Annotated in this window: 26 protein-coding genes and 1 pseudogene; 12 read left to right on the top strand and 15 right to left on the bottom strand. The window is 36.1% G+C overall.

Annotated features, from left to right (window positions below; translation table 11 throughout):
- Positions 1 to 382: 382 nt before the first annotated feature.
- From OZD64_RS06540 to OZD64_RS06550, 3 genes are all read right to left on the bottom strand, one after another.
- Positions 383 to 727, bottom strand: a complete 345-nt coding sequence (locus OZD64_RS06540; RefSeq protein WP_038198436.1) for a TrbC/VirB2 family protein — start codon at positions 725 to 727, stop codon at positions 383 to 385.
- A 216-nt stretch (positions 728 to 943) separates the two neighbouring features.
- Positions 944 to 1297, bottom strand: coding sequence for a TrbC/VirB2 family protein (locus OZD64_RS06545; RefSeq protein WP_010081965.1), 354 nt, complete (start codon positions 1295 to 1297; stop codon positions 944 to 946).
- Positions 1298 to 1314: 17 nt separating this feature from the next.
- Complete coding sequence (locus OZD64_RS06550) at positions 1315 to 1641, bottom strand: TrbC/VirB2 family protein (protein WP_010081966.1); 327 nt, start codon at positions 1639 to 1641, stop codon at positions 1315 to 1317.
- A gap of 136 nt (positions 1642 to 1777) precedes the next feature.
- On the opposite strand from OZD64_RS06550, the gene OZD64_RS06555 reads away from it, so the two are divergent.
- Both OZD64_RS06555 and OZD64_RS06560 read left to right on the top strand, forming a co-directional pair.
- Positions 1778 to 2593 carry a YihY/virulence factor BrkB family protein gene (locus tag OZD64_RS06555; RefSeq protein WP_274979346.1) on the top strand — a complete coding sequence of 272 codons (816 nt, stop codon included), beginning with the start codon at positions 1778 to 1780 and terminating at the stop codon, positions 2591 to 2593.
- Positions 2580 to 3335 (top strand): SDR family oxidoreductase, encoded by a 756-nt coding sequence (locus OZD64_RS06560; protein WP_022626173.1) that lies wholly within the window; start codon positions 2580 to 2582, stop codon positions 3333 to 3335. Before OZD64_RS06555 ends, OZD64_RS06560 begins: the two co-directional genes overlap by 14 nt.
- A gap of 124 nt (positions 3336 to 3459) precedes the next feature.
- Here OZD64_RS06560 and OZD64_RS06565 read toward each other — a convergent pair whose 3' ends face one another.
- Complete coding sequence (locus OZD64_RS06565; RefSeq protein WP_186799898.1) at positions 3460 to 3600, bottom strand: hypothetical protein; 141 nt, start codon at positions 3598 to 3600, stop codon at positions 3460 to 3462.
- Positions 3601 to 3771: 171 nt separating this feature from the next.
- Between OZD64_RS06565 and carB the strand changes: the two genes are divergently transcribed.
- The 3 genes and pseudogenes from carB to OZD64_RS06915 all read left to right on the top strand — a co-directional run.
- The gene (gene carB, locus OZD64_RS06570) at positions 3772 to 7227 is read left to right on the top strand and encodes a carbamoyl-phosphate synthase large subunit (protein ID WP_138265033.1); all 3456 of its coding nucleotides are present in this window, start codon (positions 3772 to 3774) and stop codon (positions 7225 to 7227) included.
- A gap of 164 nt (positions 7228 to 7391) precedes the next feature.
- Positions 7392 to 7607 (top strand): hypothetical protein, encoded by a 216-nt coding sequence (locus OZD64_RS06575; RefSeq protein WP_080717592.1) that lies wholly within the window; start codon positions 7392 to 7394, stop codon positions 7605 to 7607.
- A pseudogene (locus OZD64_RS06915) lies at positions 7604 to 8192 on the top strand (IS110 family transposase); the annotation flags it as partial. The gene OZD64_RS06575 and the pseudogene OZD64_RS06915, both read left to right, overlap by 4 nt.
- A gap of 180 nt (positions 8193 to 8372) precedes the next feature.
- Here OZD64_RS06915 and OZD64_RS06590 read toward each other — a convergent pair.
- The 9 genes from OZD64_RS06590 to OZD64_RS06630 form a co-directional block, all read right to left on the bottom strand.
- Positions 8373 to 9353, bottom strand: a complete 981-nt coding sequence (locus OZD64_RS06590; protein WP_010082050.1) for an SGNH/GDSL hydrolase family protein — start codon at positions 9351 to 9353, stop codon at positions 8373 to 8375.
- A gap of 140 nt (positions 9354 to 9493) precedes the next feature.
- Positions 9494 to 11446, bottom strand: coding sequence for an RNA polymerase sigma factor RpoD (gene rpoD / locus OZD64_RS06595; RefSeq protein ID WP_274999554.1), 1953 nt, complete (start codon positions 11444 to 11446; stop codon positions 9494 to 9496).
- Between the two features lie 138 nt (positions 11447 to 11584).
- Positions 11585 to 11896: a cation:proton antiporter subunit C gene (locus tag OZD64_RS06600; protein ID WP_006279706.1), complete on the bottom strand. Its 312-nt coding sequence runs from the start codon at positions 11894 to 11896 to the stop codon at positions 11585 to 11587.
- The gene (locus tag OZD64_RS06605; protein ID WP_006279705.1) at positions 11893 to 12312 is read right to left on the bottom strand and encodes a Na(+)/H(+) antiporter subunit B; all 420 of its coding nucleotides are present in this window, start codon (positions 12310 to 12312) and stop codon (positions 11893 to 11895) included. The genes OZD64_RS06600 and OZD64_RS06605 overlap by 4 nt, the downstream gene beginning before the upstream one ends.
- Complete coding sequence (locus OZD64_RS06610; protein ID WP_015589497.1) at positions 12305 to 12832, bottom strand: DUF4040 domain-containing protein; 528 nt, start codon at positions 12830 to 12832, stop codon at positions 12305 to 12307. The genes OZD64_RS06605 and OZD64_RS06610 overlap by 8 nt, the downstream gene beginning before the upstream one ends.
- 1 nt (position 12833) lies before the next feature.
- Entirely contained in the window at positions 12834 to 13121 is a 288-nt protein-coding gene (gene mnhG, locus OZD64_RS06615; RefSeq protein ID WP_006279703.1) for a monovalent cation/H(+) antiporter subunit G, read from the bottom strand.
- Between the two features lie 6 nt (positions 13122 to 13127).
- Positions 13128 to 13373, bottom strand: a complete 246-nt coding sequence (locus tag OZD64_RS06620) for a monovalent cation/H+ antiporter complex subunit F (protein ID WP_007548527.1) — start codon at positions 13371 to 13373, stop codon at positions 13128 to 13130.
- Between the two features lie 28 nt (positions 13374 to 13401).
- The gene (gene rpoZ, locus OZD64_RS06625; RefSeq protein WP_151807669.1) at positions 13402 to 13797 is read right to left on the bottom strand and encodes a DNA-directed RNA polymerase subunit omega; all 396 of its coding nucleotides are present in this window, start codon (positions 13795 to 13797) and stop codon (positions 13402 to 13404) included.
- Between the two features lie 60 nt (positions 13798 to 13857).
- Positions 13858 to 14154, bottom strand: a complete 297-nt coding sequence (locus OZD64_RS06630) for a helix-turn-helix domain-containing protein (protein WP_038198452.1) — start codon at positions 14152 to 14154, stop codon at positions 13858 to 13860.
- A gap of 436 nt (positions 14155 to 14590) precedes the next feature.
- Between OZD64_RS06630 and purE the strand changes: the two genes are divergently transcribed.
- The 4 genes from purE to OZD64_RS06650 all read left to right on the top strand — a co-directional run bounded on the left by purE (position 14591) and on the right by OZD64_RS06650 (position 21881).
- Positions 14591 to 15082, top strand: coding sequence for a 5-(carboxyamino)imidazole ribonucleotide mutase (gene purE / locus OZD64_RS06635; protein WP_179943748.1), 492 nt, complete (start codon positions 14591 to 14593; stop codon positions 15080 to 15082).
- A 7-nt stretch (positions 15083 to 15089) separates the two neighbouring features.
- Entirely contained in the window at positions 15090 to 16913 is a 1824-nt protein-coding gene (mutL, locus tag OZD64_RS06640) for a DNA mismatch repair endonuclease MutL (RefSeq protein ID WP_274999555.1), read from the top strand.
- Between the two features lie 1280 nt (positions 16914 to 18193).
- The gene (locus OZD64_RS06645) at positions 18194 to 20848 is read left to right on the top strand and encodes a 2-oxoglutarate dehydrogenase E1 component (protein WP_274999556.1); all 2655 of its coding nucleotides are present in this window, start codon (positions 18194 to 18196) and stop codon (positions 20846 to 20848) included.
- 244 nt (positions 20849 to 21092) lie between these two features.
- On the top strand, positions 21093 to 21881 hold the full coding sequence (locus OZD64_RS06650; protein WP_038198464.1) for a hypothetical protein: 789 nt from the start codon (positions 21093 to 21095) through the stop codon (positions 21879 to 21881).
- A gap of 130 nt (positions 21882 to 22011) precedes the next feature.
- On the opposite strand, the gene OZD64_RS06655 is transcribed toward OZD64_RS06650, so the two are convergent.
- Positions 22012 to 22608, bottom strand: a complete 597-nt coding sequence (locus OZD64_RS06655; RefSeq protein ID WP_038198465.1) for a TIGR02217 family protein — start codon at positions 22606 to 22608, stop codon at positions 22012 to 22014.
- A 190-nt stretch (positions 22609 to 22798) separates the two neighbouring features.
- The gene (locus OZD64_RS06660; protein WP_010963174.1) at positions 22799 to 23557 is read right to left on the bottom strand and encodes a DsbA family protein; all 759 of its coding nucleotides are present in this window, start codon (positions 23555 to 23557) and stop codon (positions 22799 to 22801) included.
- Between the two features lie 256 nt (positions 23558 to 23813).
- On the opposite strand from OZD64_RS06660, the gene OZD64_RS06665 reads away from it, so the two are divergent.
- The 3 genes from OZD64_RS06665 (at position 23814) to OZD64_RS06675 (ending at position 26622) form a co-directional block, all read left to right on the top strand.
- Positions 23814 to 23966, top strand: coding sequence for a hypothetical protein (locus OZD64_RS06665; RefSeq protein ID WP_010081826.1), 153 nt, complete (start codon positions 23814 to 23816; stop codon positions 23964 to 23966).
- A 16-nt stretch (positions 23967 to 23982) separates the two neighbouring features.
- Positions 23983 to 25056: a Fic family protein gene (locus tag OZD64_RS06670; RefSeq protein ID WP_233395584.1), complete on the top strand. Its 1074-nt coding sequence runs from the start codon at positions 23983 to 23985 to the stop codon at positions 25054 to 25056.
- Between the two features lie 87 nt (positions 25057 to 25143).
- Positions 25144 to 26622, top strand: a complete 1479-nt coding sequence (locus OZD64_RS06675) for a UbiD family decarboxylase (protein WP_038198474.1) — start codon at positions 25144 to 25146, stop codon at positions 26620 to 26622.
- Positions 26623 to 26984: the final 362 nt, after the last annotated feature.

A 26984-nucleotide genomic window follows, 5' to 3' on the forward strand; every position in this document is an offset into this window, starting at 1 on the left:
ACATTTAAACTAAGGTGAGTTGCATTTAAAAGCAGCTAAATTGCAGTGTTTAAGACTTAAAAAACGCCAATACTGAAAATAGACAATGACCAGGGCTTCTTTTGCCTTTTTTTTCGTTTGGTAAATTTCTTAAATATTTATGGCCAAACGACAACCGTCATCCCGCTACTTGTTAGCGGCTGAGATACCGCGAATGAATCGCGGTATGACGGTTCGCGGTGACATGACGATCAGCCTTGTCATTCTAGCGCGTGGCGCTGGAATCCAGACTTTAACTGATATGATTACAGAAAGAGAATTTATTAGGTAGTTATAGACACTGAAAGTGGTAAAACTTACCACTTTCAAGTAAAGAAAACTACGTTTACGCCTTCTATAATTTCTATGGATTATTCACTACTGCACCGTCTTCACAAATCACACCTCCTGGTGTTATTTTTGAAACGACTACAGGAGCGCCAAAAAACACAGCAGTAAATGCACCGAGTGCAAAAAGCGCTGGCCATGGCATTCTGCCAAATATCGCAAGCAAAGCTGCACCTATTATCACTATTGTGATCATCGGCCCACCTATGCCGTGAGTATAGCCTATTATCTTGCATATCACTGATGATGTTATATCACTTTCATCAACAAAAACGGTGTTGGTGGTGCCACCACTAGTATTAGCATTTGCATCAAACGCAAAGGAGAGAATTAACGCCACAAGTAGAAGAAAATTTTTCATTACGCCTCCTATAATTTCTGTTTCATGTTTGATTATCTATCGCTTTGATTAAATTGAAGTAAATGGTGAGGGTTCTAGTAAATTTGTCATCCTATCAGTTTATAAAAATTCCCGGATCTCAGTGTTATTCACTTGGACAACATTTATACAATTGTGGAATAATGGTGCTCCTTTAAGGAGCACCATTTAGCTAATGTTTTTCTGAAATTTTAGTGCCTAGTTGCATGTATTTGTTGTTGCATTCCATACTTTACCATCAGGGCAAGCAGTTGCACCATTTTTACAAATCACACCGCCTGGTACTATTTTTGAAACAACTACAGGCGCACCAAAAAACACAGCAGTAAATGCACCGAGTGCAAAAAGCGCTGGCCACGGCATTCTGCCAAATATTGCAAGCAATGCTGCACCAATTATTACTATTGTGATCATCGGTCCACCTATGCCGTGAGTATAGCCTACTATTTTGCATATTGTATTTGACGTTGCGTCATCAGTAACACTGCTAGCAAAAGCATTATCAAATGCAAAGAAGAGAATTAACGCCACTAGTAGAAGAAAATTTTTCATTATGCCTCCAATAATTTCTATGGCTTATTCGCTACTGCACCGTTTTGACAAATCACACCTCCTGGTGTTATTTTTGAAACGACTACAGGAGCGCCAAAAAACACAGCAGTAAATGCACCGAGTGCAAAAAGCGCTGGCCACGGCATTCTGCCGAATATTGCAAGCAACGCTGCACCTATTATCACTATTGTGATCATTGGTCCACCTATGCCATGAGTATAGCCTATTATCTTGCATATCACCGATGATGTTGTGTCATTTGTATCAACAAAAGTAGTAGGAGGAGCATTTGCATCAAATGCAAAGGAGAGAATTAATGCCACAAGTAGAAGAAAATTTTTCATTATGCCTCCGATAATTTCTATTTAATGCTGGATTATCTACCATTTTGATTAAATTTAAGTAAATGGTGAGGATTTTTTTGCTTAAAAGTATCCTTTATTTCATTTAGAATACTTTTCTTGGTTCGTTTATATTACAGTGCCACAGAAATTTTACAGCATCGTTTATTGTCTTTATCGTGCTTTGATTGACACAATTTATAATGATGGAGTGGAGCATGCAGGGTATTTATCATTTTTAATTCTGTTATCAATATTTCCTTTTCTCATCGTTTTAATGGCTGTGGCGTCAACATTTGCAAATTTTTTAGACCAGTACAACATTGGCTGGGTATTTATCATTGATAACATGCCACAGGATATTTTATCATCTTTGATGCCGCGTATTAGGGAGATAATATCAGGCCCGCCGCAAAGCTTACTAACTTTAGCAATTGTAGGTGCTGTTTGGACCGCTTCATCGACAATTGAAGGGCTTAGAACAATACTCAATAAGGCCTATAAAGTTCCGGTTTTGCCGCCTTATATATTAAGAAGAGTACTAAGTATATTACAATTTTTAGTAATCACGCTTATTATAACTCTAACTATAGTGTTTTCTACACTAGTACCAATGCTAATTGATTTTTCCTATCAGGGACTAAGTTATACTAGGTATTTACTTATTGAATTTGTACTTTTCACAGTAGTCTCTTGGCTATATTTTATGTTGCCAAACATAAAACAAAATTTATCAGACGTATTTCCTGGATCTTGTGTAGCTGTTATTCTTTGGACGATTTCTGCTTCAGCTTTTAAGCAATACTTAAAAGCTTCCTTTGACCAACTGGATTTGATATATGGAAGTTTAGGTGGTGTGGTAGTGTCATTACTATTTTTTTATATGCTAAGTTTGATTTTTATATATGGAGCAAAATTCAATTTTCAGCTAAAATATTTCAATGAATCTCGCTAAGGAGAAAGAAATGGGTAAGTTAGAAGGTAAAGTAGCTTTAATCACCGGAGCTTCAGGTGGAGTAGGCTCTGCTGTTGCAAAAAGGTTTATAAGAGAAGGTGCATGTGTGATTCTGATTTCAAGATCTCTTGATAATCTCAAGCCACTATATAATGAAATTGAAGAGCTTGAAGAATTTAAAGAAGGCTCTGTGAAACTAATTCAGCTTGATCTTTTAGACTTTGAGAATGTAAAGATACTGACAAACATGATAGAAAGCCTGAAATTATCAGAATCTGGAGCACTTGATATATTAGTTGCGTGTGCTGGAATTTTAGGCAAACTGAACCCCATTCATGACTGTGAGATTGAAGAGCTACAGAACGTAATGAATACAAATTTTACTGCCAATTGGTACTTACTAAAAAACTTAGATCCAATGCTAAAAAAGTCTAATGCTGGAAGAGCGATATTCATGACCTCAGAAGTGACACTTTCTCCTTCCTCTTATCCATATTGGATGCCGTATGCTGCAAGTAAAGTTGCACTAGAAATAATGGTGCAGATATATGCATCTGAGACAAAACATACAAAATTATGTGTAAATGCTGTATACACGGAAGGACCTGTGGGTAGTGAGCAGGCATTTCCTGGATCTGAATTGGTGTCACCTGATAAACTAACAGATAAATTTGTGGAATTAGCTTCTGAAGACTGCAGCATATCAGGAAAAATCTTACCGCTCAGCAAATCTCCCGAATAAATTACCATAGTATCTGCAAAGATACCGTTAAGCCCACAATTGTATGAACATTGTGATTTGAGAGTAATCTCCACTAGGAAGGATGTCATCCCAGTGCCTCTATGGTGTCATTCCAGTCTGGAATCTAGTCTTTATTATGCAGCCACTTATTTAAAGTTAAGTTTTCTGGATCCCAGACTGGGATGACACCTCTGGGCACTGCCGTCATAAAGGAACCAGTGTCAGCTACTTGAATGACATCATTTGCTGTGCAATTTACCTTCAAAAATGAATGTTTGTACAGCTGTGTGTCAAGCACTGGAATCTGCCACGCAAATTGCAATGTTCGTACAGTTATGCGTCAAGCCTAAAAGTAATTAGCTAATAGGTTTAATAAAAATTCACATATACAGGAAAGATTGGTAACATTACTTGAATAGAGACCGTTATTGTAATTATGCCGAAACGCACAGATATAGAATCTATATTAGTAATAGGAGCAGGCCCAATAGTTATAGGTCAGGCATGCGAGTTTGATTATTCCGGAACGCAAAGCTGTAAAGTATTAAAAAGCGAAGGTTATAAAGTCATTTTGGTTAACTCCAACCCCGCAACTATAATGACAGATCCTGAGTTTTCTGATGCGACGTATATTGAGCCGGTACTGCCTGAAATCATAGAGAAAATTATAATTAAGGAGAGGCCAGACGCAATATTGCCAACAATGGGCGGGCAAACAGCGCTCAATTGTGCAATAAAACTTGCAGATGATGGAGTGTTAGACAAATACAACGTAGAATTAATAGGGGTAAATAGAGAAGCAATAAAAAAAGCAGAGGATAGAGAGTTATTCCGTCAGTCCATGGATAGAATAGGACTGAAATACCCCAAAAGTATCATTATAAAAAATCAAGAACAAATAAAAAAGGCTTTGGATTACGTTGGATTACCAGCAATCATTCGTTCATCATTCACTCTTGGTGGTGCAGGTAGTGGCATAGCATATAATAAAGAGGAGTTTTTCAATATCGCAGAAAGTGCTCTCAAAATTTCGCCAATAAATGAAGTTCAGATAGATGAATCAATTATCGGCTGGAAAGAGTATGAAATGGAAGTTATCCGCGATTGTAAAGATAACTGCATAATAGTCTGTTCGATAGAAAATGTTGATCCGATGGGAGTGCACACCGGAGATAGTATTACGGTTGCTCCTGCTTTGACTCTGCGTGACGTAGAATACCAACAGATGAGAAATGCATCTATAGCAGTGCTGAGAGAAATTGATGTTAGTGCCGGTGGTGCAAATGTTCAATTTGCAGTGAATCCTAAAGAAGATGGAAGCCTCGTTGTGATTGAGATGAATCCAAGGGTTTCTCGTTCTTCTGCACTTGCTTCGAAAGCAACAGGCTATCCTATTGCAAAAGTTGTAACTAAACTTGCTATTGGCTATTCGCTCGACGAAATACGTAACGACTGTGCTCCAATAATACCAGCAGCATTCGAACCAGTGATTGATTATATCGTCACTAAAATTCCTCGATTTGAGTTTGAGAAATTTAAGGGGACGAATTGTGAATTATCAACCTCCATGAAATCAGTGGGAGAAGTGATGTCTATAGGCCGCACTTTTAATGAGTCACTACAGAAAGCTTTCCGTTCACTTGAAACTGATTTTACAGGACTTGATGAAGTATTTCCTGAGAACATTGATATTGATCACATAAAATCTCAATTAGCAAAATTGCTACCAAACAGATTACTGATTGCTGCTGACGCAATGCGCCACGGAATTAGCATAGAAGAAATAAATTCGATTACAGGATATGACTTATGGTTTCTGCAAAATATACAGCAAATTATATTAACTGAACAAAAAATCAAGGAAAATGGATTTCCTGGAACTGCGTACGAAATGTTAGAGCTGAAAAAAATGGGATTTTCAGATGCAAGATTAGCAAAGTTAAGTAATAGACCTACCTCTGTCATTCCAGTACCCTCTAATGTCATCCCAGTGCGTGACACTGGGATCCAGCCAGCGTTACACGCTGGAGATCGAGTAAAACAAATCGAAGAAATAAGAAAAAAATTTGGCATTAAACAAGTTTATAAACGCGTAGACACCTGTGCAGCTGAATTTGAATCGAGCACTGCTTATATGTATGGCTGCTATGAGGGTGATGTTGAAAATAAAACGGAATGTGAGGCGAATATTTCTGACCGAGAAAAGGTTGTCATTTTAGGAAGTGGTCCAAATCGCATTGGTCAAGGTATTGAGTTTGATTATGCATGCGTACATGCAGCTTCTGCCGCCAAAGAAATGGGGTATGAAACAATAATGATCAACTGTAATCCCGAAACTGTCTCAACTGACTACGATACCGCTGATCGTTTATATTTTGCACCACTCATTGCAGAGGATGTGCTTGAAATACTAAGTAAAGAGCAAGAAAATGGCACACTGGTTGGTGTAATAGTTCAAATAGGCGGTCAAACACCTTTAAAGTTAGCCAAAGTGCTTAACGAGAGAGGTTTCAAAATTCTGGGAACTTCGTTTGATTCTATTGACCTTGCAGAAGATCGCATGAGGTTTAAAAACCTTGCTTTGCAACTTAATTTAAAACAACCTGAAAATTCTATCTGCCATTCAGTAGAAGAAGCGTTAACCAACGCAGAAAAGGTGGGGTTTCCACTAGTAGTCAGGCCATCATATGTCCTCGGCGGTCAGTCTATGTCGATTAGACACGATACTCAGAGCTTTAAAGAGTACGTCTTAGATCAAACTAAAATCTTTGAGCATGGTTCGCTGCTTCTTGATAAATTTTTAGTCAATGCAGTTGAGGTTGACGTTGATGCTGTATGTGATGGGGAAAAAGTTTTCATTGCAGCGGTCATGGAGCATATTGAAGAAGCTGGTATCCACTCTGGTGATTCAACATGCTCAATACCGACAAATACATTGAGTGACGAAGTAATAAAAGAGATCGAGCTCCAAACTGAGAGAATAGCATTAGCATTAAAAGTGAAAGGTCTGATAAACATTCAGTTTGCTGTTCAAGAGAATAGACCTCTTGCAGAACCTGTTTGTGATGAGAAATCTTTAGGAAAAGTGCAGATGAGCACCACAGAATACTCGAATGTATTTGAGGAGCGCAGACAAGCTTTGACGACAAAATTGCCTTCAGAAATCGAGTTATGCAAGAGGTCTAGTGATGTATACATACTTGAAGTGAATTTAAGGGCTAGTCGAACCGTTCCTTTTATTTCCAAGGTAATCAATATTCCTATTGCAAAGCTTGCCACTCAGGTTATTTTGGGTAAAAAATTGAATCAGGAAAACAAGCCTTTCAATCATTTTGCAGTTAAAGCTGCTGTTTTTCCATTTACCCGCTTTGCAGGAGTTGATACTTTACTTGGTCCTGAAATGAAATCAACAGGAGAAGTGATGGGAATTGACTCATCATTTGAAGCTGCACTTGCAAAAACGCACATGGCTGCAGGATACAAGTTACCAACAGAAGGAACAGCTCTGGTTTCAGTAAAAGATGATGATAAAAAGTATATATTGCCAGTTGCACGAATGTTGAAAGAACTGAGTTTTGAAATATATGCCACCAAAGGCACAGCTTCGTATCTGAACAATAACGGCATTGCTGCACAAGCTGTAAATAAAGTAAGAGAAGGCAGACCCCACATAGTTGATATGCTCAAAGATGGAAAAATAAATCTAGTGATTAATACTTCAAAAGGTGTAAAGTCAGTCTCAGACAGCAAAGATATCAGGAGAACTGCTATTTTGCAAAATATAGCTTACAGCACCACAGCTTCCGGAAGTAAAGCGTTAGTGCTTGCAATTCAATATGTAAAGAATAGCAAACTGGAAGTGAAATCATTACAGCAGATACAAAACGTTTAAATATCAAAACTAGAATAATTCACTCTCAAAATGCTAAAGAGAACATAATAAAAAGATGGAAATTTTGAAGGAAATAGTATACCTAAAGAATCAACTAGCGTAATTGAACAGCCAAGTGCTGCAACGAATGCTCCACAATCTCACCTAGAGGACACTTCCCTTATATGTTAAGAACAAGTCTTTATAAATATCAAAGTAGTGAGATTAAAGACACACAGAGAAGAGGAATCGTCACGCCCCTTGATTATAAGAATCGTTGTTCAGCAAGGTTCTCTTCTCTGGTTTATTATACTGAAAGTTCCGAACAACTGATTGAGCTTTTAGGCTCGTATATAAGGCTGGAAAATGCAGTATATGTTATTATTACGGAGGAATTATGAATTCATCAAACATTATTGCTGGCATTGATGTTAGCAAAAGTAAATTAGATCTCCACATTCACCCACTTGAGCATTATAAAATATTTGAAAACAATGTACAATCCATTGATGAAATGCTGGACTTTTTACGTTTGCATAATGTAACCAAAATTGGTCTTGAGGCAACTGGTGGATACGAAAAATTATGTGCCTATACTTTACTAAGCAATGGTTTTGAGGTGTACGTCATTCAACCAAGGTGGGAGAGACTATGCTAAAAGCCTTGGTATTACTACAAAAACTGATAAAATAGACTGCAGTATCATCTCACGTTATATTAATAATACAGATATGCGTGTTACTCCTTTAACAGTTAGTAATGGTAATATTGATTGCTTGAAACAAAAATTATCTCGTAGAAACCAACTTGTAGAAATAGCAAAAATACAAAAAACCCAAATCCAACAGGTAACTGATACATCTATAATCAAACAAATAGAGGAACTTCTTGCAATTTTACGTAATCAAATTAAAACTTTAGAAGATGAAATGATTACATTTATCGATCAAAACCAAGAGCTTAAAAGAAAATATATATCAATAACTATATAGTAGCGGGATGACGGTTTTTCAAATTATCGGTAAATCTAAGTCAGTTTAGCTATAGGCAGCAATTTTCTGTATTTATTTTAAATTGAAGAAAGCTCAAATGAAAGATCGTGTTTTGCTAAAAATCACAGAATGCAGTCTGGTTACTATTTAAAAGGATATGTTCAAAAAACTGTGTCAAATCAACTCATACACTTCATTACCAACTTCATGATGAAGTTCCGCAGTTGGATGGAAATAATCAAAAAAGAAATAATCCTTTAGTGTTTCTTTGCTACACCCAGGGTTATAGTGAACGTCAAGTTCCCCTTTAAATATCAACTTTAAGAGTATTTTTATATTTTCTTTAAATCTCCCAACTTGGTCTGCAATGTTCGATGTGCATGCATCTTGACAATTTAAACCTTTGCTCTTGTATTCGCTAAACATACTTCTCATTTTAGAGTTAAGATCAAATGCTTTTATTTCAAGATTTGTACTTTTCTTCATATAATCTAAGCCTTTAGCCAGTTTTGCATTGAAACTCTCCGTGAGCTTTGTAGCTAGTTCCCTTGCTTCTTCATCTCTATTAAAAGCTGGTATTGAGCCAACTTCAGGTGCATTTGCAACAACTACATGCTTAACACCATGTTCATTTAGAACCTTAAGTGCATTACATATTTCACTCACTGCTTGTTCCAACACTTCTTCCGCTTTAGTATCGTCATAAGCAGTGGCAACCATAACATCATTTCCGCCGATTATGATGCAAAATAAATCTTCTTTACCTATATCTGGATGATGTTTAATTACCGCATCTAGCTGGTTAGCTAAACGAAATTTATTGAAGAAATAAGAAAAAATAGGGTCAAAAATTTCAGATGCTGTTGCATATGAAACTGCGTAATTCTGACCTTGCTGTTCGTGGCATCTCCCAAAAAATGAATAACTCCACCCAGGTTTAAATTCATCTAAATCTAAATATTTTGCTATATATTCAACAGCAGTAGGGCCATTGCTAAAAGATCTTCCTTGATAAAAAGGATCATCAAATTTTACGCTTTTTGCAAAGGATAAATTATTTAAAATTCCAATGATTGCGCCATTATCGGATAAGCTATCACCCAGAACATAAAAATTTCTATACTTTGAATTAGAATTGTCATTTTTGTTTGTCATAATATTTACCGTAGATTAGCATGTTGTTTCATTAGATTCATAGAAAAAGAAAAATAGCGGTGAAATTATACAACTTTGGCCTAACTTGCTCTCCACTTTTTCCGGGCAAAATCAGCTTCTTCTTAACTTGACACGTATACTTAAAAGAACCCTCTAAGTTTTCTAGCACGGCTTGGATGTTTCAACTTGCGCAGTGCTTTTGCCTCTATTTGCCTAATTCTCTCACGTGTTACATTAAAAATTTTTCCTACTTCTTCTAAGGTATGTTCCTTCCCATCTTTACCAAGGCCAAAACGCATTCTTAAAATTCTTTCTTCCTTTGGTGTTAAAGTTGCAAGAACATTGGTTGTAATGCCACGCAAGTCAGCAAGTATTGCAGCATCCTCTGGCCTGGAGACTCGCTTGTCTTCTATACAATCACCAAAGGTACTACTATCATCTTTTCCTGTTGGAGCTTCAAGACTTACTGGATCCCTTGCTATTTTCATAACTTTGCGTATTCTTTCCAGTGGCATTGTCAGTTCTACACTCAATTCCTCTAACGTCGGCTCTCTTCCCATCTCATGAGTCATCTTTCTTAATGCTCTGTTGATTTTACTGATAATTTCCACCATATGAACTGGTATTCTAACTACTTTAGACTGCTCAGGTATTGCTCTAGTGATTGATTGTCTTACCCACCAAGTGCCATAAGTTGAAAATTTATATCCACGTTTGTAATCAAACTTATCCACGGCCTTCATAAGACCAATATTGCCTTCTTGTATCAAATCAAGCAGATCAAGGCCTCTTTTTGAATACTTCTTAGCAATGGAAACTACTAGCCTTAAGTTAGCCTTAATCATTTCTTGCTTTGCTTCAGAGACTTCTCGTTCGTGTTTTTGTATTCTCTTGATTAGCTCCTTAAATTCTTGTACGTTATCTTCCTGTATATGCTGCTTAATACCGTTCAAGGTACTAGCTATATGTTCAGAGTTATCGTCTATAAACCTTAAAAATTTGTTTTTTAATTCACCTGTAAAAGAGGACTGATTTTCATTGATCTTTAAAAGACTTATCTTTTTCAATTCGTGCTTTAAAAGCACGTCATCATAAACTTTATAGAAACTTTCTCTATCGATATCGTATTTTCTAGCCTCAGCAATAAGATTAGCCTCTTCAAGCGTAATGGATCTATTTATCTTATAAAGTTCTTGTGTAATTCTGGCAACAGCAGCATCACTTAACTTAATTTGTAATGCTATAGACCATATTTGATTATACAAATTTTCTAGCTCATTAGAGAAATTTTTAGAATTTTTTCTTAATATCAACGCTTCATTTGTTAAAGTAATTATCTCATCCAATGCAACTATGACCTTTGGCAATAAGTCACTTTCCATTTCAAGAATAGAAACATTTAAATTGACTGAACTTATATCTTCATTATTACCGTCTTTCTCATCATCACTTTTTTTACTATCTTTCTCATCATCACTACAGTACTCAGCATCTTCAGAAACATCCTCAGAATCCTCAACATCTTCAGCACTTTCTTCACTCTCTTCACTTTCTTCTTTGGGTACCACATTAAAATCAGAGTTATAAATTGCATCCAGATCTATAATTTCTCTCAGTAAGAGAGCTCCATTACTTAAATCATCACGCCATACTTTTATCACCTTTAATGTTACTGATGTTTCAATTATTGCACGTAACATGTTATGCTTTCCAGATTCAATTTTTTTTGCTATCTCGATTTCATCTGCCCTTGATAAAAGCTTTACGGAGCTCATGTCTTGTAAATAAATCCTCACTGGATCATCATTTTGTACTAAAGTTGCAGTAACATTTGGCGATGTGTCATCATCATCAAGTTTACTATCATCACTGTTGGAAGGAATATCTTCTTCATCTTCGCTACTTTCAAGCACATTAATTCCGGAATCCTGCAATAAAGATATAGCATCATCTATAGAGTCAGACGAAAAATTTTCATCTGATAATTTATCATTTATATCATCAAAGGTGATAAAACCACCCTTTTTTATACTCTTAGTTACCAGATCTTTGATAATTTTTTTCTTATCTTCTGCATCATTAATAGTTGACATCATTACCTTTATAGTTTATAATTTTATTTCTTATTAACAAACAAACTTACAACGAGCAAGTCTATAATTTTACTTTTAACTTGTGGCTATTTGTTACTTCATATAGTTTAAGATACTGTTAATTTATGTACACTTGTCTTAATCAATTGTTCCATACTTTTCTTCCATTTTTACTGCTATGGATAATCCAACTGAAAATGTTGCAATTCCAACCACTATAGCAGTAAGCATTAAAACATGGGGTATAGGATTGCTATATGAATAAAAATTTGAAACCAATATAGGAGGCAAGGAACTTTTTATATATCCTAGAGATATGTAAAATAACAAAACAGATGCTTGGAAGACGCTTACCCCTATCATTTTCTTGATTAAATTTTTATCGTTTATAATAATATATAAACCTAGCACCATTAATACAATAATAATCGTATAATTATATAAAGTCATTGTTTTTTCCTACGAGCAAAATTTATATATATAATTAACATAGAGGAGCAGACAGTAAATGCTACACCTAATTCCACCAAAAAAATACCTAATTTTTGACCGGTTCTATTATTGGTTAACAAGATATCATAAGATAAAAAATTTTGGCCAAGTAAAGTTGTTGCAACGCCCGTTCCTCCATAAATTAAAATACCTAACACGTTAGTCAATCTAATCACAGAATAAGGTATTGCTTTTAGAGTTGTAGATACACCAAATAGCATTGAATATAATATTATCCCGGAGGCAATAATTATTCCTGCTTGAAAACCTCCACCCGGAGTGTAATCACCGTGAAATTGTATGTATAAACCAAATAAAATGATAAAAGGTATCATCAAAAATGTTACTGCATTTAATATCGGATCTTTAATCATTTTCTTTTTCTTCTTTTAATATCAACGTTATACAAAGCGCAGCAGTAAAAACTACTATAGTTTCTCCAAACGTGTCATAACCACGAAAGCTTGCCAAAATAGCTGTCACTATATTAGGAATACCGGTAGCTTTTTCGGTATTTTCCACATAATAAGGAGCAACATGCAAGTGGATCGGAGCATTGTGGCTGCCAAAATCTGGCAATTGAATCATAAAATATGACAAACATACAGCCAGAAATAACATAAAAAAAAGCGTTATAGGGTTATGAGATAGATTTACTTTATGATTCTTTATCAAGGAGAGTGCTGCAAACGTAAAAACTGTACTGAGCCCCGCACCAACAGAAGCTTCAGTAATTGCAACATCAGGTGCATTCATAATTAAGTATATAAGCGCAATCAGTGAACTAAATACACACATTAGAACAGCACTTACGACTAAATGTCGCGAGAAAACTATAAAAACCGTAACTGTTAGTAACAACAAAAGTAACACTACATTTAATATTTCTAACACCTTAGCCTTCTTTAACAGTTTTTTTCTTAACTTTATAATGAGTGCGCGCTAAAATATAGCTATTAGTTGAGTTAGCTACCCATATTATAAAAATTAATAATACTATTTTAACAGTATTGATTGAAAATCCATTCTGCAAAGCAAAACCAATTAACAATAACGTTGCACCGCTAGAATCTGTAATACCTGCTGCATGTAACCTAGTATAGAAATCAGGAAATCTGATCACCCCTATATTTGAAATAATTATCAAACAAATACCTAAAAATATGAAAATGGATCCTATCATAAATTATCAAAACAACATTAATCTCATTAGTGCTATAGTTGATATAAAGCTAACGCTAGCATACAACAATGCTATATCAATTAAAAAAAAATTATTCAGAATGATTGATATTGCTGTTATAAGTACAACTACTTGCGTTGAGAAATTATTGAACGCTAAAACCTTATTGTACACATCATTTGACTTAGACACTATGCAACACAACATTACACTCATACAGAACAACAGTGTATAGATAGCAATGCAAATCATTTAAAGACTATGTGACTTCAGTAGATTTCTAAACGGATACTTCTTCATCGCCATCTTGATCATTTATTTCATCATCCACTTCATAATCTTGGCTTTCTTGACTTGCATCAAGATCTGTGTTATCAGAAAAATTTAATAAATTCGCTAGCTTACTTGTATTACTGCTGTAAACATTATTCATATTTCCTTTCATGTATTCCTTGCATCTACCTACCAAAAGGCTAAACAGCTCATGAGTATCCACCTGTTTTCCTGCTATTTCATGTAAGGAAACTATGGTATTTTTATGACCTTTAAACTTAGCTGCTTGAATTGGATTACTTGCCCCTGTATTTAAATCATGTGTTCTTTGACTTGCCAACAGAACCAATTTGAAACGGTTACTTACCCGTTCTATACACTTTTCTACAATAGACTCAGCCATAAGATACTACCTTAATAAGTTTTATACTATATCACAAAAAACAAGTTGTCAACTTTGTATCTATTGCGATTCAACTTCATGTTTTACTTTTTCTGCCTCAGATTTTATTTCTTGGCTTTCTGTCATCGTGATTGTTATCTCATGATCAAGTTTTTTTAGAAATCCGAACAATCGCTCTAAAGAAAAACCATCTATTTTACCATTTTTAATTTGCGATACCTTTGGCTGATCAATACCAAGTTTCTCAGCTGCAAAAGCCTGAGTCCAAGCATTTTTTTCTATAATTTTATTTATTATATAAAGCAACTTTGTTTTTATTCCTGCACTGTCTAAGTTATTTAACGATATTATTTCCATAATTCTTACACTCACATATCAATTAACTTTATTAAATATTATAACATAATATTTAATATACCAAGATATTAATATCATGTAACTTGTCAATAATTATATGATATCAATATTTAAAACTTTAAGTTGATTATATATTAATATTTTTATCAAATTTCTAGTAATTTTAAATTACCATTTTACCATCAGTCTATCTGAAAAAACCATTTATAGAAAGAACAAGCTAAGATTACAAAGCTTGAAATACAAAAATAATTATTTTATAAATTTATCTTACATAAGAAGTTTATATCTCTATATCTTAATATAAATATTTATTTAAATTTTTAAAATTTCTATTTTAACGAGAATTCTATATATTATATTTATAATATAATTTAAATATTTGTTGCTTTTTAGCTGGAACATTATTTAGTTAGTAAGTAAAATTGTGTTGAATATGACAAAAATAAAAAAAGATGTTGCTGTTATTATGGGAAGTGAGTCAGATTACACCACTATGGTCCATACTGTTGATATGTTAAAAGCATTAGAAGTTTCACATGATATATTCATAATATCTGCACATAGAACACCAGAAAGGCTCTTCAATTTTGCTAAATCTGCACAAGAAGAAGGTTTTAAGGTTATTATAGCTGGTGCAGGAGGTGCAGCTCATTTACCTGGTATGGTTGCGTCACTAACTTGTTTACCAGTTATCGGCGTTCCTGTGCATAGTAAACAATTAAATGGGCTGGACAGCCTACTCTCTATAGTTCAAATGCCAAAGGGTGTTCCAGTTGCAACCATGTCTATAGGGGAAAATGGAGCACATAATGCTGCCATTACCGCCGTATCTATATTGTCAATTTCTAACAGTGAAATTGCAGGTAGGTTAAAAAAGTGGAGAGAGAAGCAGACCAAAGAAGTAAAAGAAAAACCAGTTTCATAATAAATCTATGGCAATAATTCTTTTAGACACAAAAACCATAAACCGTATAGCAGCGGGGGAGGTGATAGAAAGGCCAGCAAGTGTAGTAAAGGAATTAGTGGAAAATGCAATAGATGCTGGAAGTTTAGAAATAGAGATTAAAATAGAAAGTGGTGGGCGTAACCTTATTATTGTGACAGATGATGGTAACGGAGTAGAAAAAAACGATTTAGAACTTGCGTTTATGCGCCATGCTACTTCAAAATTGAGCGACAATGAGTTGATAGAAATCAAGCATCTTGGCTTTAGAGGAGAAGCTCTGCCTTCAATAGCAGCAGTAAGTAGGATAAAATTATCGTCTAAGGCAAGAGAAGCAAATGAAGCATGGTCTATAAGTTATGAGGGTGGAGAGAAAATAGGGGAGCAAACTCCTTACTCTTTATCACAAGGCACACATATTGAAGTACGAGATTTATTTTTTGCCACTCCAAATAGACTAAAATTTCTAAAAACTGAAAGAGCAGAAACTCAAAGCATTGTTGATATTGTAAACAACCTAGCAATGATTAACTATCATATAGGGTTTACTCTCACTTCAGGTAATAAAAAGCTCTTAAAATACGCTAAGCAGACTTCGTTATTTCATAGATTGTGTGAAGTAGAAGAAGAATTTCAGGGCAATTCTTTGGAGATCAATGAAGAAGACGGCATTAAACTTACGGGACACATCTGTAAGCCGACCGTCAATCGTGGTAAGTCCACTCAGATCTATACGTTTGTTAATGGAAGGCCAATTAAAGATAATTTACTTATTGGCGCAGTTAGGTATGCATATCATGATTTTATTCCAAGCGATAGGTATCCTTTTGCAGCGTTACATTTAGAGATACCTTATGATCAAGTAGATGTAAATGTGCATCCAAATAAGTCAGAAGTAAGGTTTCAGAATAAGAAGCTCATATATGAGATAATGACAAGAGGATTAATTAAAGCATTGTCAAGAAGGATAGGCACTTTTCCAGCGCATGACCAGAAAATGGATTCAACATTGCCGGATCCTTTTGATAAACCTAATGTTCAAAAAGAATTTTATGAAAAAAGACCAAGTCCTTTTAAAAATCAACTAATAAAAGAATTTGCTTCTCCAAATGAAAAAGCAAAAGGCTTATCAGAACAGTCAAAATCGTTTGATTATACCGGCATACAGAAATTTCCATCACAAGCGGAGACTATGGTTCTAGAAAAAAAGGTGTTAGAGCAAGTTGATTTGATAGAGAGCCACCCGCTCGGGTTTGCACGCTGTCAGGTCTATAATACTTACATTATTGCTGAGGTAAGAGACAAATTGATTATAGTCGACCAGCATGCAGCCCACGAAAGGCTAGTATATGAATGCTTAAAACAAAAATCAAGTGTAAAAAGACAAAAACTACTTCTTCCTGAAACGGTTGAAATCAAAAATCAAGCCGGAATGGAGATGATTGAAATCTATAAAGATAAGTTATTTGAAATGGGTTTTGATATTGAGATCAAACCAGAAAATAAAGTGATAGTAAAAGAAATCCCTGCAATTTTGGGAGCAATAGATGTGAAAGAGATGCTAATTAATATAGTCGATAGATTAACGGAAATAGAAGATACATTGCCAGTAGAAGATAAAGTGAACAAAATATTGGCCACTATCGCTTGTTATGGATCAATTAGAGCGGGTAGAAAAATGCGATTAGAAGAAATGAATGTGCTGCTTAGACAAATGGAAAAAACCCCATATTCCGGGCAATGCAACCACGGAAGACCAACTTATATAGAAATGAAACTCAGTGATATTGAAAAACTTTTTGAGCGTAGGTAATGAGGTTGCCATAAATATGTAAGTGCTCCTTTCTCGTCATCCAAGTAGCTCATAGAAACGAAAAAACTTCCTTGATAAACTCCTCCAGCGCCCTTATTATAGCATTAAGGGTATTTATGACTCAAAACTTGTTTTTGACCTGCAGGCTCAATGACAAAATTCAGTAAAAAACTCAGGGTATTTTTTGGCGGATTACATAAAATTATAGCGGCTGCATGTCTTTTAAATTTTTTCTACATTCAGCCAAACCGCGCTTAAACTAAGCGTCAGCACATTATTACAGCGCCACTTACAGTAATATAGAGTCAAAACTCGCTACTCGGGGCTTCTTTTGCCTTTTTTTCGTTTGGTAAATTTCTTCAATATTTATGGCTAAAGTAACTTAAGTTCACCGACAATCGTCATCCCGCTACGTGTTAGCGGGATCTATGCTTTGAGATACCGCGAATGAATCGCGGTATGACGGTTCGCGGCGGCGTGACGATAAGCTCGTCATCCCGCTGCTTGTTAGCGGGATCTATGTTAAGGTATAGTAGGGGATCTATGTTAAGAGATACCGCGAATGAATCGCGGTATGACGGTGTAGATGATGGTTAAGTAATTCGTCATCCCACTGCTTGTTAGCGGCTAAGAGATACCGCGGCATGACGTAGGATTGTTGTCATCCCGCTGCTTGTTAGCGGGATCTATGTGAGATACCGTGAATAAATCACGGTATGACGGTTCGCGGCGGTATGACGTAGAAGCTATACTTTTATACTCACCAACTCAGTATCCAATCTGGATCCCAGTGTCGGCTACTCGGATGACATTATAGGGGCGCTGGCCTGACAATCGTCATCCCGCTACGTGTTAGCGGGATCTCTTGTTAGCGGCTGAGATACCGCGAATGAATCGCGGTATGACGGTTCGTGGCGGCGTGACGATAAGGTTTATACCTTGTCATCCCAGTGCGTGACACTGGGATCTAGCCTTTATTATGCAGCCACTTGGTTGAAATTAAGTCTTCTGGATCCCAGTGTCAGCTACTCGGATGACACCATTCTTTTTTCTGGATCCAAGTAGTCTGGGCACTGGGATGACACCATAGGGGCGCTGCCATTATAGAGTGAACCAGTATCACGCACTAGGATGACACCCTGACAATCGTCATCCCGCTACGTGTTAGCGGGATCTATGTTAAGAGATACCGCGGCGGTATGACGTATAGAAACTAAAAAAGTTCTTTTTTAAAAAACTTAAGTTATACTTATAAGTATTTGATACTTTTTATAGTGATTATGTCGAGTTTAAGCTGCCTTTATGGTGATAATGCAGAATTTGTGGAAGAAATGTATAGCCGTTATTTGCAGGGTGATAAATCAATCGGGGAGGATTGGTATAGAATTTTTTCAAGCAATTTAGAAGTTAATAAAGCGGAGACCTGCGGTGCACAACATGTAACTAAGGTGGATGATTCAGTTTCTAGTTTAGCAAATTTTTTCAGATCTTACGGTCATTTTTTTGCGGATCTTAATCCGTTATTACCCAATGTGAATAAGGAAGTAGATTATCAGAAATATTCGAATCTATATCCGGCAAGTGACGCTCGAATCTATAGAGATATTTACTGCAAGAACATCGGTTTTGAATTTATGCATATCTCCTCTTATGAGGAGAGGATGTGGCTGCAGGAAAAGATCGAAAATCAAACCTATACGCTGAGTTCACAAGATAAAAAGGAAATACTGAGGCACTTGATCGAATCTGAGATGTTCGAGCAATTTCTCCATATGAAATTTCCTGGATATAAACGCTTTTCTATTGAAGGTGGAGAATCAGCTATCGTTGCAATTGAAAAAATCATTAGTGATTCTACGGTTTTTGGTATTGAAGAAATAGTCCTTGGCATGGCTCACCGCGGACGACTCAATGTTCTAACCAAAGTGATGGGGAAAGAATATGCGGCAATGCTGTCTGAATTTCAAGGCAATCTTGCATACCCAAGTGGTCTTGAGGTGTCCGGTGATGTTAAATATCACCTTGGTTACTCTTCTGATCGAGCACTTTCAGGTGGCAAAAAAATACATTTAAGTTTATGCCCTAATCCATCTCACCTTGAAGCGGTAAATCCGGTTTTGGCTGGAAGAATAAGAGCAAAACAGAATATAAGATCTGTGCTTGGCATATCAATTCATGGTGATGCGGCTTTCATCGGTCAAGGAGTGGTTGCTGAAACTTTAACCTTAAGCAATATTGAAGGCTATAAAGTGGATGGCATTGTGCACATTGTCATTAATAACCAAGTTGGTTTTACTGCTAACCCATGTTGCGCACGATCCTCTTTTTATTGCACTGATATAGCAAAATCAATAGAAGCTCCAGTGTTTCACGTCAATGGAGATAACCCGGAAGCTGTGAGTTTTGCTACAAGTCTGGCGATGGAATATAGGCAGAAATTTAAAAAGGACGTAGTAATTGACATAATGTGCTACCGCAAATATGGCCATAATGAAGGTGATGAACCGAATTTCACTCAGCCACTTATGTATAAGGCGATATCAAAGCATAAAACTCCTGGAACATTGTATGAAGAAAAATTGACTGCAGAGAAAGTATTAGATGGCGATGAAGTAAATAAATTGCGCAGTGAATTCAGGGCAAAATTAGATAAAAGTCTTGCTGAATCAGCGGCTTACACTCCAAAAAAAGCTGACTGGTTCGGTGGAGTGTGGTCAAAATTAAGAAGAGCAAAGCTGAACGATTTGAGCGAATACTACACGGATTCTGGTGTTTCGCCAGATGAGCTGAAAAAATTAGGTGTGCGTATAAATAGCAATATCCCAAGTAACTTTAACATTAACAATAAGGTTAGAAAAATACTCGATGGCAGAATAGACAGCATAAATTTTGGTAGTAATATAGACTGGGCAACTGCCGAAAGTCTTGCGTTTGCATCACTGCTCACAGAAAGAATAGGAGTGCGTTTATCAGGACAAGACTCTGGTCGTGGAACTTTCTCGCACCGTCATTCAAGGCTTGTTGATCAGGTAACAGAAGAAGCATTTATTCCGCTAAACAATATAAATGAAAAGCAAGCTCACTTTGAGGTCATAGATAGCGCACTATCTGAGTATGCTGTAATGGGCTTTGAATATGGATATAGTCTTGATTCTCCGTATTCACTGGTGCTCTGGGAAGGACAATTTGGTGATTTTGCAAACGGTGCGCAAATTATGATCGACCAGTTTATCGCATCTGCAGAAACAAAGTGGTTGCGATCAAGCGGTCTAGTTTTATTGCTGCCTCATGGTTATGAAGGACAGGGACCTGAGCATAGCTCCGCACGTATAGAGAGATTTTTGCAACTCTGCGCAGAGGATAATATGCAGGTAGTTAATTGTTCCACTCCGGCGAATTACTTCCATGTCTTACGCAGACAAATGCATAGAGACTTTCGTAAGCCTCTGGTAGTGTTTACACCTAAATCGCTACTGCGCCACAAAAGAGCAGTATCTAACCTATCTGATTTTGAAGGAAAATTCCTCACAGTAATTCCAGAATGTAGAACAGGTTTAGTTTCGAATGATAAAATACGTAAAGTTGTAATATGCAGTGGTAAACTTTATTACGACATATGTGAAGCACAAAAAATAAACGATATAGCAGTAATACGTTTGGAGCAATTCTATCCTTTTCCTGCAGATAAACTAAGTAATGAACTTGAAAAGTACAAAAACGCTGAAATTATATGGTGTCAAGAAGAACCAAAAAATATGGGAGGATGGTTTTTTGTCAACCCATTGATAGAAGAAGTGTTATCTAATCTCGATATCCAAGCAAAAAGACCTAAGTGTATCGCAAGACCTGCTGCTGCATCTCCTGCATGTGGTTATGTTAGTGTTCACACTCAGCAGCAGGAGGAGATTTTAAAGCAGGTTATGCAGGGGATCTAGCACAATTGTGCAAATATTGAAGCGAAAGCTGGCAAGCGAACATTGTTCATCAGATCTTGACGCTGGGCACTGCAGCCAGGCGCAATAGAAAACGCATTACACCAATAAAGCCCTTTTGGTACTCAAGCAAATATAAAAGATTTTTATTCTATTAAAAAAAATTTAATTTTTATTAAAATTTTCATTTATTTTTATTTAAAAAGTAAACATTATTAATATTTGCTTTAATTAATATAGGATATATATGAATACAAAAATATTTGAGATGTTAATAAGGAGAACTGGTCTACGCAGAGATAGCAAAGCTGAGATCATACAGTTAAATAGAAATGAAAAAGCTTTTGTAGATGAGGATAAAGAATCTATCGAATTAGCTGAGGCCATTTTTGAAGAGAATAATATGTTTCGTTTCCGCAAATCAGGTCCTGCTATGGATTACATTTTGCACAAATTAATAAATGATAGGAAGCTTTTCGAGGAAATGAAAGATAGAGGTACAAGTATAATACGTCTTTTTTCTTTGTTATCAATGTATCATGGTCGTCTCAATTGCTGTGTTATAAGAAAAGGAGGGTGTATTACTGAGTGTGGCATACTTGATTACGCTGGCACCTATCCAGAACTAGTGCCTTTAGAGGACTTTATACTTATTGAGCCTTCCTCGTACCTCGAGTACATTGTGTTTGACAATGAGAATATCAGAAATAGGTTAGCTGAAGACTTAACTGAAGATAAAACAAAATTAGATATCTTTTTGAATGGAATTTTAGCAACAAAGAATTCGGATTTAGTATTATCTTGTATTAACAAGATAGAGGTTCTTAATGAGGAAGATAGATATTTTGTTAATCTCTTACAGAAAAACGGCATGCTAGACTACATCTTAAACAAAGATGATACAACACTTGCAAAATCAACTCTAAAGGAGTTGTTGAAGCTTTCTATTTTGCAGGAAGAAAAAAGCACTGAGTTAGAATCTCCCCAAGCTTCAAGTGTAAATGTTAGCAAAGCTCAGCAACATTGTAGTATATAGCTGGTGATAAAGTTTAAAATAATTGCATATACTGAGGCTCATTTAGGTATAGAGCCTCAGTGGTGCTTAATTTTTCAATTTATGGTAGACTAGTAGCCCTACTATGATGTGGATCTATGCTCGCTTATAACTAAAATTTCACTTCCACCAAGGGGATATTATTCCAGCTATTGCTTCCATAGTCATCAATAGAAGCGTTTAAGTAATCTGTATCAAAGCGCACGGGCACATCAAATTCGAAGCTCGCAGTGATTATTGCATCTTTTACTGGCGGTTTCATGAATGTTATTTCTTCCGTTGAATAATTTACTGAATATTCACTCTCTTCTTTACCATTTAAATAAATCTTTACTGTCCCATGCACTGGCTTTTTGATCATACGTATATGCTTATCTTCCCCACTTACATAAGTTTTGATTAGCTGAAAAGTCGTTTTTTTGTTATCTCCTATACCAATCTCTTGGTTGATGGCTATAAAATCCGACCAATCCTTAAAACGAAACCCTATTGCTTTACCTTTTCGTGCATGAAAAAATGTTATTAGTTCTAGTAGCTGCTCGTTTGATCTGACCCCGTAAGCTATGTTGTATCTAGTGCGTGCATGAGACCAATTGATGTTGCGCTGTTCACAACCATTGTGAGTTGTTACAACGTCAGTGGAAAATTCCGGTCCTCCAGTGGAACCATAAGATATATTTTCTGGAAATCTAATTTCTGTGAATGACATATGTCCTCCTGTGAAAGTAAAATAGTTTGGTTGAAGAAAATGTTGTAATTTGAAAGCGTTTCACATAGTAAATGACGCTATGGAAAGTGGATGAGACTACTGAGTTAAACTGCTGTCACACCCACAATTACTATACTCAGGTTCATTTGAGTTGTCAAGCAAAAAAATAAAATTTTATGGCAAACTGTAACTAGCCTTGCTTGTGACTTAATTCATCTACTTTTTTGCGTAATACATTCAAATCAGTTGCTCCTACAAACAGGCTATCTCCAATTATTAAAAAAGGTGTACCACCTACTCCCAAATCTCTTACTAGAAGCCTACTGTTGTTTATCATTTGCTCAATTTTGTCCGCGTTATCTTTTATGGAATCATTAAAATCGTCCTCATCAATCCCTATGTTTTTCACTATATCCAATATGCTTTCGTCTGAAAATTCTCCTTTGTGACTTAAAGCAGCATGGTGAAAATCGAAATATTTTTCTTTATCGAGAAAATAGACAGCTAAAGCACTTTTTGCTGCCTTTAAAGAAGCGTTACCAAGTATTGGAGCATCCCTAAAGATATACTTAATTTTGCCGTCGTTAATTAACTGCTTTATATCATTCTTTATAGCTTTGCAATGTCCACAAGAATAGTCAAGGAAGCCTACAGCTATAACACTACTATTTTCATTTCCGGAGTAAGGATAAGTAAGGTCAAATATTTGATCCTTGTATTGTGAAATTTTACTTTTGGTTACATTATCTCGAGCAGCGTAACTACTTTTAATCGACTCCTCTTTGAGAGTTTTTACGATCTTATCAAAATTTCTGCTTATATAATTATCTAATTTCTCACCTATATAATCATCGTTTAGCATTTGGCTGCGATTTGAAAGCCAATTGTTTATTATCGGCAAGCTTGCTATTGCTATTATTAAAATTAATAAAAACGATATTCTAGACATACAATTTATTTAAAAACCTACAATATAAAACTTTTAGTACACATTTATCTATATATTAAAAGAAGCATCTAATGTTAATATATAAAAACATTTATATCAAGTGTATTTTATAACCAGTTTTGCCTCAAATGCAAACTTTACACAATAAAACTCAAGCACATTACCACAAAGTTCATCAGAAGACTTGGTAGCAGAGGCGCGCGGAGCGTAGATTTAAGTTGTTTCCGCTGTGTATAATTTTCCGCGGAATAAACATATGAACGAGCCAATAATTGGTAGAGAAAAAGAAATAGCTATTCTACAAGACAAACTTCTTTCTCAATCAGCCGAATTTATTGCTGTTTATGGTCGGCGTCGTGTAAATGTTGTATTATCTGCATTTTATCAGCATAATATAGAAGTAATGTAATGCAGATATTATGCCGATGCCAAATTATACGATTACTTCTAAAATTGCTAGTTGTCTTATAAGGATTGAAGCAGCAAAAGAAAAAGTGTTACATTTGCCGCTCACTGTATCAATGCTTTTGTCTCTTCGTGAAACTGCACGGCTTTATACCACACACTATTCTACTATGATTGAAGGAAATCGACTTGAACCTAAACAGATTGAAGAGGTTTTAAGTGGTAAAAGCCACTTTCCAAAATATAGGAGAGATGAAAATGAGGTTAAAGGATATTATGCAGCTTTAACTCAAGTTGAACAATGGGCAGCAAGGAGAATACCCATTACTGAGAAAGCTGTTCAAACACTACATGCTCTAGTAATAGCAAGTGGAAAATCTAAAATAAAATCAACACCTTATCGTGATGGTCAAAATGTTATCCGCGATAGTCTTACACGTGCAATAATTTATATGCCACCTGAAGCAAAGGATGTACCAAAGCTCATGAGCAGTATGATTGATTGGATTCGTAACAGTGAGCAAGTGCCTTGCCCAATTATTGCAGGTATTGCGCATTATCAATTTGTAACAATTCACCCTTACTATGACGGTAATGGTCGTACTGCAAGATTGTTGACTACATTAATTTTACACCTTGGTGGGTATGACCTAAAAGGACTTTATTCATTGGAAGAATATTATGCTAAGAATCTAGGAGCTTATTATGAGGCAATCAGTGTAGGTCCATCGCACAATTATTATATGGGACGAGCTGAAGCAGATATCACTAAGTGGGTGGAGTATTTCGTAGAAGGTATGGCAAATTCATTTGAGAACGTTTTACAACGTATAAATGAAGAAGAATACCACACTGATCAGACTGATCTTATACGTAAGCTTGATCCTAAACAACGCAAAGCTCTTGAGCTCTTCCAGGAGTTTTCCGCTATTACAGCTAGTCAGGTTGGCGAACTATTTAATTTTAAGCCTCGTACCAGTGCGCAACTTTGTAAAAAGTGGGTGGAAATGGGGTTTATCAAGATTGTAGATTTTTCCAATAGAGGAAGGAAATACAAACTTAGTAAGCAATATGAAGATTTGATCTCAAATTAACTGAAAGCTCGCTAGACAGTGCATAGGTCAAATTTCAATAAAGTGCTTGAAAACTAGATATAAACTTAAAATTTTAAAAACTGGAATATGTACAACAACTTACGCGACTTCATCAAAGCCTTAGAAGAAAAAAAAGATCTGATTAGGATTAAGGAGGAAGTTTCAACAGTTCTTGAAATGACAGAAATTCATCGCAGAGTTTTGTCAAGCAAAGGGCCAGCGATCATTTTTGAAAATGTTATCACAGAAAATGGCAAAAATTCGATTCCAGTTTTGGTGAATTTATTTGGTACTATTAAGAGGATTGCATTGGGGTTGAACATAAATCCTGATGAACTAAGAGATCTTGGTAAACTTTTAGCATTTTTGCAATCACCTGAGCCGCCAAAAAACTTTAAGGATGCTATAAAAATGTTTCCTTTGTTGAAAGTCGTGTTATCGATGCGAAGTAAAGTCGTGAGCAAGGCTCCATGTCAAGAGGTAGTGCTAACCGGAGATGAAGTGGACCTAAGTCTACTGCCCATTCAAACATGCTGGCCAAATGAACCTGCACCACTTATCACCTGGCCGATTGTGGTAACAAAAGGACCCACGAAAGAAAAGCAAGATAATTTTAATCTTGGAATATATCGTATGCAGGTTATAGATAAAAAAACAACACTAATGCGTTGGCTTGCACAAAGAGGTGGCGCAACTCACCATAAGCGTTGGAAGGAAGAAGGCAGAGATATGAAATTTCCTGCTGCTGCTGTGATCGGTAGTGATCCTGCAACGATTATTGCTGCGGTAACTCCAGTGCCAGAAACATTGTCAGAATACCAATTTGCTGGACTACTGCGAAAGAAGCCGCTTGAGCTTGTAAATTGTAAGACTATTCCACTTCAAGTGCCAGCTCACGCAGAAATCGTTCTGGAAGGCTATGTGAGTTTGGATAGCTATCAAGACGAAGGGCCATACGGAGACCACACTGGCTACTATAATTCTGTTGAGCAATTTCCTGAATTTAATATTACTGCAATTACTATGCGCAAAAATCCAATTTATCTCAGCACTTTCACTGGCAAGCCACCTGATGAACCATCGATTCTTGGTGAAGCACTCAACGAAATTTTTGTGCCCATTCTTATCAATCAATTTCCAGAGATAGTGGACTTTTATCTGCCACCGGAAGGTTGCTCATATAGAATAGCGGTAGTGTCGATAAAAAAATCCTATCCAGGGCAGGCAAAAAGAATTGTTATGGGCATACTTTCCTTTCTAAAGCAATTTTTATACACGAAGTTTATTATCGTTGTTGATGATGATATAAATGTACGTGATTGGAAGGAAGTGATGTGGGCAATGTCAACAAGGATGGACCCTGTGCGTGATACAATCATGATAGAAAATGCACCTATTGATTATTTAGACTTTGCTTCCCCTGAAAGTGGACTTGGAGGTAAGATGGGATTTGATGCGACAAATAAAATCCCGCCTGAAACCAAACGAGAGTGGGGAAAGAAAATTGAGATGAGTGAGGAAATAGTAAGGAAAGTCGCGGAGAAGTGGGAGGAATATATGGACTAGACTTCTTGCATAAAAGCAGAAAAAAGTTTGGCGTTTTTTATAATGCCGCATTAACTGATAATTGTGATTTAAGTTCGTCACAGTGCCCTTTTTTTGTCATCCTATAGCTATACCGCCGCGGTATCTCTTAGCCGCTAACAAGTAGTGGGATGACGAGCTTATCGTCATCCTGCCGCGAACCGTCATACCGCGATTCATTCGCGGTATCTCAGCCGCTAACAAGCAGCGGGATACTTAGGGATGACGGTTGTTGTTTAGCTGTAAATATTAAGAAATTTACCAAATGAAAAAAAAGGCAAAAGAAGCCCTGGGGTTATTATCCGCTTTAAAATATTGGCGTTTTTTATGTTTTAAACGCTTGA

This window comes from Wolbachia endosymbiont of Drosophila tristis (assembly GCF_028981745.1).
GTDB lineage: Bacteria > Pseudomonadota > Alphaproteobacteria > Rickettsiales > Anaplasmataceae > Wolbachia > Wolbachia pipientis.

What these genes read in the sequence shown, in the direction of transcription:
- OZD64_RS06620 (WP_007548527.1), bottom strand. Translation starts at nt 13,373, where the DNA reads ATGATTTGCATTGCTATCTATACACTGTTGTTCTGTATGAGTGTAATG.
- mutL (WP_274999555.1), top strand. Translation starts at nt 15,090, where the DNA reads ATGGCAATAATTCTTTTAGACACAAAAACCATAAACCGTATAGCAGCG.
- OZD64_RS06600 (WP_006279706.1), bottom strand. Translation starts at nt 11,896, where the DNA reads ATGACTTTATATAATTATACGATTATTATTGTATTAATGGTGCTAGGT.
- rpoD (WP_274999554.1), bottom strand. Translation starts at nt 11,446, where the DNA reads ATGTCAACTATTAATGATGCAGAAGATAAGAAAAAAATTATCAAAGAT.
- OZD64_RS06670 (WP_233395584.1), top strand. Translation starts at nt 23,983, where the DNA reads ATGCCAAATTATACGATTACTTCTAAAATTGCTAGTTGTCTTATAAGG.
- OZD64_RS06605 (WP_006279705.1), bottom strand. Translation starts at nt 12,312, where the DNA reads ATGATTAAAGATCCGATATTAAATGCAGTAACATTTTTGATGATACCT.
- OZD64_RS06590 (WP_010082050.1), bottom strand. Translation starts at nt 9,353, where the DNA reads ATGACAAACAAAAATGACAATTCTAATTCAAAGTATAGAAATTTTTAT.
- OZD64_RS06675 (WP_038198474.1), top strand. Translation starts at nt 25,144, where the DNA reads ATGTACAACAACTTACGCGACTTCATCAAAGCCTTAGAAGAAAAAAAA.
- OZD64_RS06545 (WP_010081965.1), bottom strand. Translation starts at nt 1,297, where the DNA reads ATGAAAAATTTTCTTCTACTAGTGGCGTTAATTCTCTTCTTTGCATTT.
- OZD64_RS06650 (WP_038198464.1), top strand. Translation starts at nt 21,093, where the DNA reads ATGAATACAAAAATATTTGAGATGTTAATAAGGAGAACTGGTCTACGC.
- OZD64_RS06655 (WP_038198465.1), bottom strand. Translation starts at nt 22,608, where the DNA reads ATGTCATTCACAGAAATTAGATTTCCAGAAAATATATCTTATGGTTCC.
- OZD64_RS06630 (WP_038198452.1), bottom strand. Translation starts at nt 14,154, where the DNA reads ATGGAAATAATATCGTTAAATAACTTAGACAGTGCAGGAATAAAAACA.
- rpoZ (WP_151807669.1), bottom strand. Translation starts at nt 13,797, where the DNA reads ATGGCTGAGTCTATTGTAGAAAAGTGTATAGAACGGGTAAGTAACCGT.
- OZD64_RS06560 (WP_022626173.1), top strand. Translation starts at nt 2,580, where the DNA reads ATGAATCTCGCTAAGGAGAAAGAAATGGGTAAGTTAGAAGGTAAAGTA.
- mnhG (WP_006279703.1), bottom strand. Translation starts at nt 13,121, where the DNA reads ATGATAGGATCCATTTTCATATTTTTAGGTATTTGTTTGATAATTATT.
- OZD64_RS06645 (WP_274999556.1), top strand. Translation starts at nt 18,194, where the DNA reads ATGTCGAGTTTAAGCTGCCTTTATGGTGATAATGCAGAATTTGTGGAA.
- carB (WP_138265033.1), top strand. Translation starts at nt 3,772, where the DNA reads ATGCCGAAACGCACAGATATAGAATCTATATTAGTAATAGGAGCAGGC.
- OZD64_RS06540 (WP_038198436.1), bottom strand. Translation starts at nt 727, where the DNA reads ATGAAAAATTTTCTTCTACTTGTGGCGTTAATTCTCTCCTTTGCGTTT.
- OZD64_RS06660 (WP_010963174.1), bottom strand. Translation starts at nt 23,557, where the DNA reads ATGTCTAGAATATCGTTTTTATTAATTTTAATAATAGCAATAGCAAGC.
- OZD64_RS06550 (WP_010081966.1), bottom strand. Translation starts at nt 1,641, where the DNA reads ATGAAAAATTTTCTTCTACTTGTGGCATTAATTCTCTCCTTTGCATTT.
- OZD64_RS06665 (WP_010081826.1), top strand. Translation starts at nt 23,814, where the DNA reads ATGAACGAGCCAATAATTGGTAGAGAAAAAGAAATAGCTATTCTACAA.
- OZD64_RS06575 (WP_080717592.1), top strand. Translation starts at nt 7,392, where the DNA reads ATGTTAAGAACAAGTCTTTATAAATATCAAAGTAGTGAGATTAAAGAC.
- purE (WP_179943748.1), top strand. Translation starts at nt 14,591, where the DNA reads ATGACAAAAATAAAAAAAGATGTTGCTGTTATTATGGGAAGTGAGTCA.